Source organism: Streptomyces sp. NPDC107562 (assembly GCF_055657325.1).
The window spans coordinates 282,288-296,741 of sequence record NZ_JBVKBE010000005.1 but is presented as its reverse complement, the minus strand read 5'-3'; the positions used below and the strand labels follow the sequence as shown (position 1 = coordinate 296,741).

Here is a 14,454-nt window from a genome sequence, read left to right as displayed (position 1 = left end):
CCTTGCTCCTCCTGATCCGCGGGATCGAGGTCGACGGGGTCAGTGCCCCGCGGTCTGGCCGCCGTCGACGGGGAGGATCGCGCCGGTGACGAAGGGGGCGTTCTCCAGGTAGAGGATCGCGTCGGTGATGTCGGTGACCTCTCCCATGCGGCCCACGGGGTGCATGGCGGCAAGCGTCTCGTGGTGCTCCTCCGGGTGCATGGGCGTCTTGATCGTGCCGAGGGCCACCGCGTTGGCGCGGATGCCGCGGGAGGCGTACTCGATGGCCAGCGCCTTGGTGGCGGCCTGCAGCCCGCCCTTGGACAGGGACGCGAGCACGGACGGCACTCCCGAGTTGGGGTGGTCGACCAGGCTGGTGGTGACCTGGACGACGTGGCCGCCGCCCTGTCGGAGCATCTGCGCTATCGCGAGCTGGCTGATGCGGAAGAAGCCGTCGACGTTCACCCCGAGGACCGCCTCGTAGTCCTCCTGCGTGTACTCGGTGAAGGGCTTGGCGAGGAAGATCCCCGCGTTGTTGACGAGCGTGTCGATCCGGCCGAAGCGCTCCACGCCGGCCGCGATGACGCGCTCGGCGGTGTCACGGTCGGCGATGTCTCCCTGGACGGTGAGGACGTCGGGGTCCTGCGACGGGGCGATGCCGCGCGAGGTGGCGACGACGGCGTAGCCCAGCTTGCGGTACGCGGTGACCAGGCCCGCGCCGATGCCCTGCGACGCACCGGTGACGACGGCGACCTTCTGTGCCTGACTGCTCATGATGACCTCTCCGGAGGGGGTGACCGGTCGATAGCCGACCGGTCGTCTAAAGTAGACGACCGGTCGAGTATGCGCAAAAGGAGGGAGCGGTCGAGGAGGTGTGAGATACGAGACATCGCCTCCCGTGCCCTCCCGGAGGACTGCCCGCGTCCGGCCCCGGCGGGCCCGCGTGCGCGCGCTGGTGGCGGCGAGGGACGATGGAGTGGCCGTCGTAGGGAAAGCCGGCCCGTGGTCCGGTCCGGCAGGCCGATCGGCGGCCGGAAGGAGCCAGGGGTATGCGTGCGACCGAACCCCTCCGGAGCGCTCCCGGCACGTCGGGTGTGGTCGCGTCGGGGTCCGGTGGTCTGCTGGACGTGCTGAACGTGGCCGCCGTCCTGCTGGACGCCGAGGGCCGGATCGATCTGTGGAGCCCCCAGGCCGAGATCCTCTTCGGCTACAGCGCCGAGGAGGCGCTGGGCCGGTACGCCGCCGGGCTGCTGATCGACGAGGAGGACCTGGAGACGGTTCTGGACCTGTTCGCCCAGGTCATGCACGACGGCCAGAGCTGGGCCGGGGTCTTCCCCGTCCGGCACAAGGACGGCAGCAGGCGCCTGGTGGAGTTCCGCAACATGCGGCTGCTGGACGAGCAGGGCGACTACTACGCGCTCGGGCTGGCCGCGGACCAGGCGACGCTGCGCCAGGTGGAGCGCAACCTCTCCCTGTCCGATCAGCTGGTGTCCCAGTCACCGATCGGGCTGGCCATGCTGGACGGCGACCTGCGCTACATCTCCGTCAATCCCGCGGAGGAACGCATGAACGGCGTGCCGGCCGCCCAGCACGTCGGTCGTCACGTCAGTGAGGTGCTGCCCCACCTGGACCGGTCCTTCGAGCTGTCCATGCGCGAGGTGCTGGCCACCGGGACGCCGATCCTGGACCAGTACACCGTGGGCCGTACGGCGGCCGACCCCGACAACGACCACGCCTGGTCGGTCTCGTTCTACCGGCTCGAAGCCTCCAGCGGCACGGTACTGGGCGTGGCCACCTCCAGCGTCGACGTCACCGACCGGCATCGCGCCGTCGAGGAGCAGCGCCGCACCGCCCTCACCCTCCAGCGCAGCCTGCTGCCGCACCCGCCACCGCGGCGCCCCGGCCTCGACGTCGCCTACCGCTACCGTCCCGCACTGGCCACCGTCGAGATCGGCGGCGACTGGTTCGACGTCATTCCGCTGGCGGGCGACAAGACGGCACTCGTCGTCGGCGACGTCATGGGCAGTGGCGTCACGGCCGCGGCGGCCATGGGGCAGCTGCGCACCGCCACGCGGACCCTGGCCGACCTCGATCTGCCGCCCGCCCAGGTGCTGCACCACCTCGACCACATCACCGATGATCTCGAAACCCTCGCGACCTGCGTCTACGTCGTCTTCGACCCCGGCGCCGCGCAATGCCGGATCTCGCTGGCGGGGCACCTGCCGCCCGCCCTCCTGCACGCGGACGGGACCTGTGAACTCCTCGTCCTGCCCACCGGCGCGCCGCTGGGCGGCTGCGGCATCGCCTTCGACTCCACCTCGTTCGCCTTCGGGTCCGGCGACCAGCTCGTCCTGTACACCGACGGCCTCGTCGAGCGGCGTGACCGGTCCATCGACACCTGCCTGGAGGTGCTCCTCGCCGCCCTGGACGATCCGGCCCGATCGCTGGACAGCACCTGCGACCGGCTGCTGCGCATCCTGCGCACCGGAGGGGACCGCGACGACGTGGCGCTGCTCATCGCCCGGGCCGTGTGAACGGCATCGGCGGGCAGGCCGAAACCCACCCGACTGACCGAGATCGGCCGGTGCGCCACCGCCGCGTCCGGACTCCCGGACCCGACCGCGCGATCGGTACGCGCCAAAGGCGCCACCGCCGCGTCCGCGGATCCCGGCCCGCACCGCCGCCCGTGGCGCCCTCGCCGTACCGGGCTCGGCGTGCACGTATACGATCCGCGAGCTCTCGTCACACTTCCCCCGCACCACCTTCACGTGAAGCACACTTTCGGTCGTCCCCGGAGCGCGGCCTCCCTCCGGGGGCAGACGGCCGGTCGCCCCCGTGCCTAGCCTCCCTGGCCATGCGATCACCTCTGATGAGACGCCTCGGTCTCACCACCGTCCTCGCCCTCGTCCTCGCCGTGTTCGGCCTGGCCCCCGCCGCGAGCGCCGATCCGGCCCCCGCCGAGCTGTCCTTCACCACCGATGCCGCCACCACCACGCCGGGCGGCACGGTCAACGTGTCGATGACGCTCACGAACAACAAGACGTACGACATCTGGTTCGTCTACCAGACGATCGACCCCACCTGGCTGACCACCCAGCGCCCGGACCTCAAGTACTCCTTCACCGGCTGCGCCCTCGCCACGCCGAGCGGCACCAGCTCGTGTGCCGGCACCGGCCCCGCCAACCTCGGCGCCAACTACGGCGCCACGATCCCGCCCGGCCAGAGCCGCACCGTGACGCTGACCCTGCAGGTCGCCCCGGACTCCGGCTGCAACGGGAACATCGGCTTCTACTCGTACTTCTACGCCGAGTTCAGCGACACCACGAGCATCAGCGGCGGTCCCGTGCACACGCCCGAGACGCGCGTGCTGTGCGCCTGACGCCCGGCGCGGGGCGGGACGCCATGACCAGAAACCCCTCCATGGTCGTCCGCCGCGCGGTCCGTTCCCGATGACAGCTCCGCCGGCGGGCCCACAGGGCCCGCCGGCGGCTTGCTTCACCCCTCCCACCTGGGCAGTCGCCCTCGAAGTGGGAGTCCGTCGGGGGTGGGTGACGGGTGGTGGGACAACCGGCCCGAGCCGAGTCGGTGCCTGCCGGCCACCTGCTTTTTTCCGTCAGGTTTCGCAACGGAACCACAAAAGCTTCACAGGTACCCCACCATTTGACGCGACGGATGCGTGAACGACCGGTCTCTGAGGGGGAAGCCGGCGGCACGCGAGGGGGTGCGTCCGCTCCGCGGAGCCGTACTCACCCCTGCCCTGGGGAGGGGACAGCACCGCATGAAGCGGACTTTTCGCACCACTCTGGTGACGACGGGCGCGCTGATAGCCGCCCTCTGCGTGCCGGCGGCGGCCGCACCGGCGGACGCCGCCGACGCCCGTGTCGACCTGCGGGTGCTCGTCGTGACCGACGGTGGCCCGGCGACCGACGCCATCGCGGCCGAACTGGACGCCGCCGGAACGCCGTACACGGAGATCGACCTCACCCGTGCCGACCGGCCCGTGATCGACGCCGGCTATCTCGCGGACACCGTGGACGGCCGGGACCGCGCCAGGTTCCAGGCCGTGGTGCTGCCCAACGACAACCCGTTCCCGGCGAACTCCCCGGAGATGGCCGCGCTCGTGGCCTACGAGCGGACCTACGACATCCCGCAGGTCGACGCGTACACGTACGCGCGTCCCGAGGCCGGGCTCCAGTACCCCGTGTTCGGCGGTTACTCCGGCAGCCTCGACGGGGTGAGCGCCCAGATCACCGACGCCGGCCGGTCCGGGCCGTTCGGCTACCTCGACGGTGCGGTGCCGTTCGAGGACAACTCGCCCACCGTGGGCGAGAGTTACGCCTACCTGTCGACGCCGGTCGCCGGCGCCGACTTCACCCCGTACGTCGAGGCGGCCGTCCCGGGCACCGGCAGGCGCGGCTCGCTGGTCGGCGAGTACCGGCACGACGGACGGCGCGAACTCGTCGTGACCTTCGTCTACAACCAGTACCAGCAGCAGTTCCGGCTGCTGGCCCGCGGCATCGTGGCCTGGATGACCGACGGCATCCACCTCGGCGCCTCCCGCAACTACTTCGCCGTGCACGTCGACGACGTCTTCGCGGCGGACGACCGCTGGAACTCCACGCTCAACTGCACGCCCGGCGACGTCGACTGCACGGACCCGAACGCCACACCCGACCCGATCCGCATGGTCCCCGCGGATGTCGACCACGCGGTCGCCTGGCAGCGTGAGCGCGGCTTCACCCTCGACTTCGCCTACAACGGCGCCGGCAGCGTCGACCACCGCGAGGACCACGGCGGCGCCGACCCGCTGGCCGACCGGCTCCTCACCGAACGCGGCGAGTTCCGCTGGATCAACCACACCTACACGCACGCCTTCCTCGGCTGCGAGCAGGACACCGCCGTCGTGCCCTGGCGCTGCGCCACCCACGCCGACGGATCCGTCAAGTGGGTCAGCCGCAACGACATCGCCGACGAGATCGCGGCCAACCGGGCGTGGGGACGCCTCGCCGGACTGCCCCTGGACGACGCCGAGTTGGTCACCGGCGAGCACTCCGGACTGCGGGTCCTGCCGCAGCAGGCGGTGGACAACCCGAACCTCGCGCCCGCCCTGGCCGACAACGGCGTCGACTGGCTGGCCTCGGACAACTCCCGCGACCCCGAGCAGCGGCGGGTCGGGGCGGCCACCACGGTGCCCCGCTACCCGATGAACGTCTTCTACAACGCGGGCAGGGCGGCCGATCAGGTCGACGAGTACAACTGGATCTACACCAGCCGCGCACAGGGCGGCAGCGGCATCTGCGAGGACAACCCGGCCACCACCACCTGCCTGCCCGCCCCGCTCGACCTCGCCACCGGCTACGCGGACCACATCGTCCCGCTGGAGCGGCAGATCGCCCTCGGCCACGTCCTGGCCAACGACCCCAAGCCGCACTTCATCCACCAGTCGAACCTGGCCGAGGACCGCATCGCCTACCCCGTCCTCGACGGGGTCCTCGACGCCTACGACACGCTCTTCGCGTCGAACACCCCCCTGGTGAACCTGCCGATGGCGGGCATCGGGGCCGAACTCCAGCGCCGCGCCGCCTGGCGCGCCGCCGTGCGGGACGGACAGGTCACCGCCTACCGCGTCGGCACCACCGTCACCGTCGAGGGCCCGGCCGGCGTGACCGTCCCCGCCACCATGCCCGACGGCACCACGCGGGCCGGCTCCGCCTTCGGTGAGGCCTACGCGGGCGACCGGTCCGGATGGACCGCCTCCGCCGGCGCGCCGCTCACGCTCACCCTGCCGGGCTCCGCCACCACCTCCACGGCCTCCGACACGGTCGGCTCCGTGCCCGCCGGTGCGCCGGCGCCGGACACCCGCGTGCCCGAGGGCGTCGCCGAACCCCTTTCCCCCGGCGCGGGGAGCTGACCGGACCACCGGCAGCGAGGTCCCGGCCGCCCGTCGGCGGCCGGGACCGGCACGACCACCCACACCTCGGCCGTGGAGCACATCGATGCACGTTCACCCCAGCGGGCGGCCCGTCGGCGCGACCCGCGTCACCCTCCTCACCGAAGGCACCTACCCCCACAGCCACGGCGGTGTGAGCGTCTGGTGCGACCAGCTCGTCACCGGCATGCCGGACATCGACTTCGACGTCATCGCCGTCACGGGCACCGGCCGTGAGCCGGTCGTGTGGGAACTGCCGGACCACGTCTCCGGCGTCCTGTCCGTCCCCATGTGGGGCGACGCCCCGGCGGGCGGCCCGCCCCGCGGCCGCGCCCGCAGACGGCTCGCGGACGCCTACGAGCGTTTCGTGACCGCGCTGCTCGACCCGGGCGCCGAGCACGACTTCGCCCCCGCCCTGTACACGCTGGCGGGGGCGGCGGCGGACGGAGCGCTGAGCCCCTTCCTGCGCGGCGACACCGCGATCGCGGTGCTGACCGCCGTATGGCGGCGGCCTGGGCTGGCCGTGCGCGAGGCGGGCCCCACCCTGCACGACGCCCTCACGGCGACCGGGCTGCTCGAACACGCCCTGCGCCCGCTGGCCGCACCGCCACCCGAGAACGGCGTCGCGCACGCCGTGAGCGGCGGGGTCGCCGTCCTGCCGGGGCTCGCGGCCCTCGAACGCCACGGTGTGCCGCTGCTGTTGACCGAGCACGGCGTCTACCTGCGAGAGCGCTACCTCGGCTACCGCACCGCTCCCTACCGCTGGCCCGTGAAGGCGGTGATCCTGGGATTCTTCCGGCTGCTGGCGGAGGAGAGCTACCGCCGGGCGGCACTGATCACCCCCGGCAACCGCTACAACCGGCTGTGGGAGGAGCAGGGCGGCGCCGACCCGGCGTCGATCCGCACGGTCTACAACGGCGTCGACCCGGCCGCGTTCCCGCCGGCCGGACCCGAGCCGGCGACGCCGACCCTCAGCTGGGCCGGGCGGGTCGACCCGATCAAGGACCTGGAGACCCTCATCCGGGCCTTCGCCCTCGTCCGCGACCGGCTGCCCGACGCGCGGCTGCGGATGTTCGGCGGGACCCCCCGGGGCGGGGAGGCCTACCGGGAGCGCTGCGAGGCGCTCGCCGCCGAGTGGGGACACGCCGACGCCGTGACGTTCGAGGGACGCGTCGACGACATCAAGGACGCCTACGCGGCGGGCAACGTCGTGATGCTGTCCAGCATCAGCGAGGGCTTCCCGTTCACCCTGATCGAGGCCATGTCGTGCGGACGGGCGACCGTCTCCACCGACGTGGGCGGTGTCCGGGAGGCCGTGGGCGACACCGGTCTCGTGGTGCCGCCGCGCGACCCGGAGGCGATGGCCGCGGCCGCCCTGGAACTGCTCGGCGACCCCGCCCGGCGCCGGGCCATGGGTGAGGCGGCCCGGCTGCGCGTGATCGAGCAGTTCACGCTCCGGCAGACCATCGACTCGTTCCGCGCCATCTATCACGAACTCGCCGCGGGCCCGCAGCGCTCGCCCGACCGGATCGTCCTGCCCGCCCCGGCGGTCACCGGCACCGGGAGCCTCGCCGTATGAGCGGGCCGATGTCCCTCGAACCCGGCGGCGTCGAACAGGACACGCTGGCGCTGCGGCTGGCCCGGCCCCGGCGCCGCCGCCCCCGCTGGGCCCTCGACGACACGGCGGACGACAGGACGCTCGCGATCCGGGTGCCGCGCCAGGGCCCCGACGAGGAGGCGGTCAGCGCGCTGGCCGCCGAACTCGCCGACCGCATAGGCCCGGCCGTCCACCCCTACGAGGTGGCCGCGCTGCTGGAGGCGGACGGCCTGTCCGCGTCCGTCGTGGGCGAGCGCTACGGCCATCCGAACCTGTTCTCCCTGGCGTCCGCGCTGTACGCGCGCGTGCCACGGTCGTTCCCCGAGCCGTCCGCGCCGCCCGACCCGTGGCGGCCCGACACGGTCCGCTGCCTGCTGCGCGGGGTGCTGTTCGCCCTGCCCGCGCTGGCCTACCTGCTCACCGCCCCGCTGTGGCCCGTCGCGCGGTACGCACCCGTCCTGGTCGTGGCGGGCATCGCCTCCTGGGCCTGGGGACAGGCCCTCGGACACCGCGCGCACCTCCGACTGGTGAGGGGCCGTCGGGAGGCCTCCGGCACCCTGCTGACCGGATCCCTGCTGGGCGCGGCGGTGGCCACCGGGCTCGCCGCACTGCCCGCCGGAGGCGGCGGTACGGTCCTCGCGGTGGCGGCCGGACAGTCGCTGTACCTGGCGGCGGCCGGGGTGCTGCTCGTACTGGCCCGGGAGAGGCTGCTGCTGGCCGCGCTCAGCCCGCTGATCGCCGGGGCCGCGCTGCTGCCGTGGTGGGAACCGGGTCCCGTCCTGCGATGGGGCCTGCCCCTGCTGGCGCTGCTGGCCACCCTCGCCGCCACCGCCCACGTCCTGCGGGCGGGATTCGCGACCCCGGCCGCCCCCGGCGGTCCGCGCCCGCCCCTGCTGTCCTCCCTCCCGTACGGCCTGTTCGGGCTGGCCGCGGCCGTGCTGGTCATGCTGGAGGGCCGACGGCACCCGTACGCGGTGATCGCGCTGACGCTGAGCATGGGCCCGGCCGAGTGGCTGCTGTACCGCTACCGGGGCTGGTCGGTCGCCGCCTTGCGGGTCAGCCGGACACCGCGGGCGTTCGTACGCCGCTCGGCCGCCGTCCTCGGCCTCTGTCTGACCTGCTACCTGCTGCTGTTGCTGCCCCCGGCGCTGCTGACCGGGGCCGACCCCGCCGCCGTGCTGCTCCTCGCGGCGGCCCTGTGGACCGCGCTCCTCCTGCAGGCCTTCGGCATCGCCTGGCCGCCGGCCGTGCTCTGCCTGGCGGCCGCCGGCGCCGCCGGCGCGGTCACCTGGCTGCACCTGCCACCCGGCCCGGCCGTGCTGCCGGCCGCCTGCGGAGTGGCCGCCCTCTGCCTCGCGGCCTGTGCGGTACGCCTGCTCGGCAGGCCGTCCCCGCACGTCTGACCTCGCCCCTGCCCACCCGCCGCGCGCGCCCACCGGAGCGGCACCTTGCCCTTGCCACGACGAAAGGAACCGAAGAGTTGACCTCCGCACCGCTCGCCGCCGTCACCGGAGCCGAAGGATTCATCGGCTCGCACCTCACCGAGGCGCTCGTCGCCTCCGGACACCGCGTCAGGGCCATGGCCCAGTACAACTCCTTCTCCTCCTACGGATGGCTGGAGACCCTGCCCGCCGACGTACTCGACCAGGTGGAGATCGTCCTCGGCGACGTACGAGATCCCGGCTCGGTACGCGGACTGCTCGACGGCGCCGACTGCGCCTACCACCTGGCCGCGCTCATCGCGATCCCGTACTCCTACCAGGCCCCGCACAGCTACGTGGACACCAACGTCACCGGCACCCTCAACGTGCTGGAGGCGGTACGCGCGCTGGGCACACCGCGCATGGTGCACACCTCGACCAGCGAGACCTACGGCACCGCGCAGACCGTGCCGATCACCGAGGACCACCCCATCAACACCCAGTCCCCGTACGCCGCTTCGAAGGCAGGGGGCGACCGGCTGGCCGACAGCTACCACGCCAGCTTCGGCACCCCCGTCGTGACGCTGCGGCCCTTCAACACCTTCGGCCCGCGCCAGTCGATGCGCGCGGTGATCCCCACCGTCGTCGGCCAGGTGGCGGCCGGGCAGCGCACCATCACCCTCGGCGACCTGCGGCCCACCCGGGACTTCACCTACGTCGAGGACACCGCGCAGGCCTTCCTGGCGGTGGGCACCGCCCCGGCCGAGCAGGTCGTGGGCCGCACCTTCAACGCCGGGACCGGCGGCGAGATCTCCGTCGGCGACCTGGTCGCGCTGATCGGCAAGGTCATGGACGCCCCCCTCGACGTCCGTGAGGACGCCGAACGCCTGCGCCCCGCGGCCTCCGAGGTGATGCGCCTCGTCGCCGACGCGACCCGGCTGACGGCGGCGACCGGCTGGCGGCCCGGTCACACGCTGGAGGAGGGACTCTCGCGCACCGCGCGGTGGTTCGCCGATCCGGCCAACCTCGCCCGCTACAAGACCGGCATCTACAACATCTGACCCGACCGGACGTACTCGCAGGAGGTATGCCATGCACGCAGTCATCCTGGCCGGAGGAAAGGGCGTTCGGCTGCGGCCGTACACCACGGCGCTGCCCAAGCCCCTGGTCCCCATCGGCGACCAGCACGCCATCCTGGAGATCGTGCTGCGCCAGTTGTCCACGGCCGGTTTCACCCACTGCACCATCGCCATAGGCCACTTGGGCGAGATCATCCGCGCCTATGTCGGCGACGGCGCGCAGTGGGGCATGAGAGTCGACTACGCCACCGAGGAGAGCCCGCTCGGCACCATGGGCCCGCTGCTCAACCTGCGCGAGCGTCTCCCGGAGCACTTCCTGGTCATGAACGGCGACGTGCTCACCGACCTCGACTACGCCGACGTGCTGCGCCGGCACGAGGAGTCGGCGGCGCCGCTGACCATCGCCACGTACGCCCGCAAGGTGCACATCGACTTCGGCGTGCTGACGACCGACGACAGCCGCGTGGTCGCCTTCACCGAGAAGCCCAGCATCGACTACCGGGTGTCCATGGGCGTCTACGGTGTCTCGCGGGACACCCTCGACGGCTACACGCCCGGACTTCCGCTGGGCTTCGACGAGCTGGTGCTGGATCTGCTCGCGGCCGGACAGCCGCCGCACGCCTACGAGTTCGAAGGCTACTGGCTGGACATCGGGCGCCCCGACGACTACGACCGGGCCAACGCGGAGTTCACCAGCCGCAAGTCCTTGCTGCTCAAGGGAGCCTGAGCACTGATGCGCATCCTCGTCCTCGGCGCCACCGGCTACCTGGGCGGACACGTCGTCGAGCGGCTGCGTGCCCGCCCCGGCACGCACCTGCTCGTCGGCGGCCGCTCACCCGACGCCGACGTCGCCGTCGACCTCGCCCGTGGCGGCCCGCGCGAACTGGCCGAGGCGCTGGCCGCGGCCGCGCCCGCGGCCGTCGTCAACTGCGCGGGCGCGACCGGGGGCGACGCCGTCACCCTCGCGGAGGTCAACGCGCGCGGCCCCGCCGCGCTGTGCGCCGCACTGCGGGAGGCGGCTCCCGCGGCCCGCCTGGTCCATCTCGGCTCGGCAGCCGAGTACGGTCCTGGCACGCAGGGCCTGCGGGTGCGGGAGTCGGACCCGGCCTGCCCGGTCGGGCCCTACGGCGCGACCAAGCTGGCGGGCACGGTGGCGGTGACCGCGTCGGGTCTGGACGCGGTGGTGCTGAGGGTGGGGAACCCGGTGGGACCGGGAGCCCCGCCCACCGGGCTGCCCGGGCGGGTCGCCGCGCTGCTCGGCGAGGCCGGGTGCGATCCGGACGCGACGCTTCGGCTCGGCGACCTCTCGGCGCACCGCGACTTCGTGGACGTGCGCGACGTGGCCGCCGCGGCGGAACTCGCGGCCACCGCCGGGGGTCCGCTGCCGCCCCTTCTCAACATCGGGGGCGGTGAGGCGGTCCCGGTACGGGACCTGGTGCGGGGGCTGGCGACGGCCGCCGGGTTCAGGGGCCGCATCACCGAAGCGGGCGGCGGCGGATCCGCGCGCTCCGCCCAGGTGTCCTGGCAGTGCTCCGACATCACCGCCGCACGCGACACCCTCGGCTGGCGGCCGGCGCACGACCTCGACGCGTCGGTGGCGGCCCTGTGGGCGGCTCGCGCGGCCCGGTCCCCGCGCCCCGAAGGGGTACCGGCACCGTGAGCCTGCTGATCCCGCTCTACGTCCATCCGGCCGAGGACCCGGGCGCGTGGCACCGCCTCATCACCTGCGCCGCGCGCACCCACGCGGTCGTGCTCAACCCCGCGAACGGACCCGGTGAGGTGAAGGACCCGGCGTTCCTCGCCGCCGCGCAGGCGCTGCGCGCGGCGGGGGCCCGGCTGCTCGGCTACGTCGACACGGACTACGGGGCGCGCGAACCGGCGCAGGTGATCGCCGACATGCGCCGGCACCAGGAGTGGTACGCCGCGGACGGCTGCTTCCTCGACCGGACGACGGCGGACCCCGACGGATTGCCGGCCTGCCGCCGTCTGGTGCGCTCCCTGCGCAAGCTGGGCGTGTCGACCGTGGTCCTCAACCCGGGCGTCCACCCCGCCCCCGGCTACGTGGCCCTCGCCGACCTGACCGTCACCTTCGAGGGCCACTGGTCCACGTACGTCACCTCGTTCAGCCGCCCGACGTGGACCGAGCGGCAGCCGCCCGAACGGTTCTGCCACCTGGTCTACGGCGTGCCCGCCCCGCTGGTTCCGCTCGCCGTGCGCACCGCGCTCCAGCGTGGCGCGGCGGTGTGCGGGCCGGTGACGGGCGAACCGCCCAACCCCTGGTCGGGGCTGACCCCCGCACTGGCCGAGGCGGACCGATGAGAGGGCCGGTCGCGGCGTTCACGGCCGTGCTGCTGCTCCTGGCCGCCCTCGCCGGATGCTCGGAGGAGCCCGAGCGCGCGCCCCGCGCGCTGTGGCAGCCGCGCCCGGGACTCGCCTGGCAGTGGCAGCTCGACGGCAAGGTCGACCCGTCCGTCGACGTGCCCGTCTACGACATCGACGGCTTCGAGAACAGCGCCGACGACGTGGCCCGCCTGCACCGCGACGGCCGCAAGGTGATCTGTTACATCAACGTCGGCGCCTGGGAGGACTACCGTCCCGACCAGAAGGCCTTCCCGCGTTCCCTGTTGGGCAGGCCCAACGGCTGGCACGGCGAACGCTGGCTCGACATCCGCCGCATCGGCGTCCTGCGGCCCCTCATGGAACGCCGCTTCGACATGTGCCGCGACAAGGGCTTCGACGCCGTGGAACCCGACCTGGTGGAGGGCTGGGCGAACGACACCGGATTCCCCCTGACCGCGAGCGACCAGCTCCGCTACAACCGCATGATCGCCGAGATCGCCCACGAGCGCGGCCTTGCCGTGGGTCTCAAGAACGACCTGGCCCAGATCCCCCACCTGCTCGACGACTTCGACTTCGCCGTGAACGAGGAGTGCGCGCAGTTCGACGAGTGCGCGCTCCTCGCACCCTTCATCGCCGCCGGCAAGGCGGTCTTCCACGTGGAGTACGCGCGGCCCACCGGAAGCTTCTGCGCACAGGCCCGGCACCTGCGGTTGTCGTCGATGCGCAAGAAGTTGGAGCTGGGCACCTGGCGCGAACCGTGCTGAGCGCGGTCACGCGGCGGCGCGGCGGGGGAGCAGCAGCGGGGTCGCCAGCAGGAGCACACCCGCCAGGCCGATCGCCGTGCGCGGGCCGAGCAGGCCGCCGAGCACGCCCCAGAGGGCCGTCAGGAGCGCGGTCGACGCCCGGGTCGTCACCGCCCAGGCGGTCAGGGTGCGGGTCACCCGGTCGGTCGGGGTGCGCTCCAGGCGGCAGGTGGCGTGGACGGGGTTGAAGACACCGCAGCAGAGGATGAGCGCGAACTCGACGCCCGTCACCAGCAGCAGCCCGCCGGTGCCCGGCCCGAGGAAGGCCAGGCCGACGGGCCAGGCCGCGCGCAGCGCCCCGGCCGTGACCAGGACCCGGTGCTGCCCGAACCGGGTGACCAGGCGCGGGGCCAGCCGGGCGCCGAGCAGCCCGCCGATCGAGGGCGCGGCGAAGGCCAGGCCGTACTGCCACGGCGCGAAGCCGAGGTGCCCGAGCATCAGGACGGCCAGCAGCGGTGAGACGGCCATCACCAGTCCGTTGAAGAGCGCGGTGTTCAAGAACAGCGGACGAAGGGTGGCGTCGGCGAGGATGTACCGCCAGCCGTCCAGCAGGTCAAAGGCCCGCAGGCGCGCGGCCGCGCGGGGCTCGGGCGGCGGCTCGTGCCCGCCGATCGCGCGGATGCCCAGGGCCGAGGCCAGATGGCTGACCGCGTCGGCCATCACGGTGACCGTCGGACCGAGGAAGCCGATCGCCGCACCGCCCAGCGGCGGCCCGACGATCGTTGCCGTCCAGGCCGTGGACTCGAACCGGGCGTTGGCCACGAGCAGGTGCTCGGCCGGCAGCAGCGTCTTCAGGTAGGCGCCGGAGGCGGCGCGGAAGGTGATGTCGGCCGCCGCGACGATCACCGAGACCAGCAGGAGCTGAAGGAAGGTGAGCGCGCCGAGGGCGTACGCGGCGGGGACCGTCAGCAGCGCGGCGCACCGCACCAGGTCCGTCGCGATCAGCACCTGCCGCTTGCGGCGGAACTCCACCCACGGGCCGAGCGGCACCGCCACGGCCGCGCCCACCGCGGCCCCCACGGCGGAGAGCGCCGCGACCCCGGCCGGCCCGGCGTGCAGCACCTGGAGGGCGATCAACGGGAACGCGCCGAAGGCGAGCCAGGTGCCGATCGCACTGGTTCCGTACGCTGCCCACAGCCACCCGAATCGCCGGCCCAGCCGCTGCCCGTACCCCATGACCGACGCCCCTCGCCCTCCGCCATGCACAACGGACATGTACAACCGATGCGCGACCGGAGGTATCAAAACGAGCGTCGTCAACCGCGGTCAAACAACCATGGAGCCGGTGTGCCACAACCAGTGGTTG

At 73.2% G+C, this 14,454-nt stretch carries 12 protein-coding genes; 10 read left to right on the top strand and 2 right to left on the bottom strand.

What is annotated here, in order from left to right:
- Nucleotides 1-39 precede the first annotated feature (39 nt).
- Nucleotides 40-753, bottom strand: coding sequence for an SDR family NAD(P)-dependent oxidoreductase (locus tag ACZ7LV_RS17720; protein WP_471940297.1), 714 nt, complete (start codon nucleotides 751-753; stop codon nucleotides 40-42).
- 275 nt (nucleotides 754-1,028) lie between these two features.
- Here ACZ7LV_RS17720 and ACZ7LV_RS17715 point away from each other — a divergent pair, with 275 nt between their 5' ends.
- From ACZ7LV_RS17715 to ACZ7LV_RS17670, 10 genes are all read left to right on the top strand, one after another.
- Entirely contained in the window at nucleotides 1,029-2,513 is a 1,485-nt protein-coding gene (locus tag ACZ7LV_RS17715) for a SpoIIE family protein phosphatase (protein WP_471940295.1), read from the top strand.
- Nucleotides 2,514-2,833: 320 nt separating this feature from the next.
- On the top strand, nucleotides 2,834-3,358 hold the full coding sequence (locus ACZ7LV_RS17710; RefSeq protein ID WP_471940294.1) for a hypothetical protein: 525 nt from the start codon (nucleotides 2,834-2,836) through the stop codon (nucleotides 3,356-3,358).
- A 399-nt stretch (nucleotides 3,359-3,757) separates the two neighbouring features.
- A complete protein-coding gene (locus ACZ7LV_RS17705) occupies nucleotides 3,758-5,890 on the top strand; it encodes a hypothetical protein (RefSeq protein WP_471940293.1) in 2,133 nt (710 codons plus the stop codon).
- Between the two features lie 85 nt (nucleotides 5,891-5,975).
- Nucleotides 5,976-7,487, top strand: coding sequence for a GT4 family glycosyltransferase PelF (gene pelF / locus ACZ7LV_RS17700; RefSeq protein ID WP_471940291.1), 1,512 nt, complete (start codon nucleotides 5,976-5,978; stop codon nucleotides 7,485-7,487).
- Nucleotides 7,484-8,908: a hypothetical protein gene (locus tag ACZ7LV_RS17695; protein WP_471940290.1), complete on the top strand. Its 1,425-nt coding sequence runs from the start codon at nucleotides 7,484-7,486 to the stop codon at nucleotides 8,906-8,908. The genes pelF and ACZ7LV_RS17695 overlap by 4 nt, the downstream gene beginning before the upstream one ends.
- A 77-nt stretch (nucleotides 8,909-8,985) precedes the next feature.
- Entirely contained in the window at nucleotides 8,986-9,987 is a 1,002-nt protein-coding gene (locus ACZ7LV_RS17690) for an SDR family NAD(P)-dependent oxidoreductase (protein WP_471940288.1), read from the top strand.
- Between the two features lie 31 nt (nucleotides 9,988-10,018).
- Nucleotides 10,019-10,732 carry a nucleotidyltransferase family protein gene (locus tag ACZ7LV_RS17685; RefSeq protein ID WP_471940287.1) on the top strand — a complete coding sequence of 238 codons (714 nt, stop codon included), beginning with the start codon at nucleotides 10,019-10,021 and terminating at the stop codon, nucleotides 10,730-10,732.
- 6 nt (nucleotides 10,733-10,738) lie between these two features.
- Nucleotides 10,739-11,665: an NAD-dependent epimerase/dehydratase family protein gene (locus ACZ7LV_RS17680; protein WP_471940285.1), complete on the top strand. Its 927-nt coding sequence runs from the start codon at nucleotides 10,739-10,741 to the stop codon at nucleotides 11,663-11,665.
- The gene (locus ACZ7LV_RS17675) at nucleotides 11,662-12,324 is read left to right on the top strand and encodes a spherulation-specific family 4 protein (RefSeq protein ID WP_471940284.1); all 663 of its coding nucleotides are present in this window, start codon (nucleotides 11,662-11,664) and stop codon (nucleotides 12,322-12,324) included. The genes ACZ7LV_RS17680 and ACZ7LV_RS17675 overlap by 4 nt, the downstream gene beginning before the upstream one ends.
- Nucleotides 12,321-13,109: an endo alpha-1,4 polygalactosaminidase gene (locus ACZ7LV_RS17670; protein WP_471940282.1), complete on the top strand. Its 789-nt coding sequence runs from the start codon at nucleotides 12,321-12,323 to the stop codon at nucleotides 13,107-13,109. The genes ACZ7LV_RS17675 and ACZ7LV_RS17670 overlap by 4 nt, the downstream gene beginning before the upstream one ends.
- Nucleotides 13,110-13,115: 6 nt before the next feature.
- Here ACZ7LV_RS17670 and ACZ7LV_RS17665 read toward each other — a convergent pair whose 3' ends face one another.
- A complete protein-coding gene (locus ACZ7LV_RS17665) occupies nucleotides 13,116-14,324 on the bottom strand; it encodes an MFS transporter (RefSeq protein ID WP_471940280.1) in 1,209 nt (402 codons plus the stop codon).
- Nucleotides 14,325-14,454 lie beyond the last annotated feature (130 nt).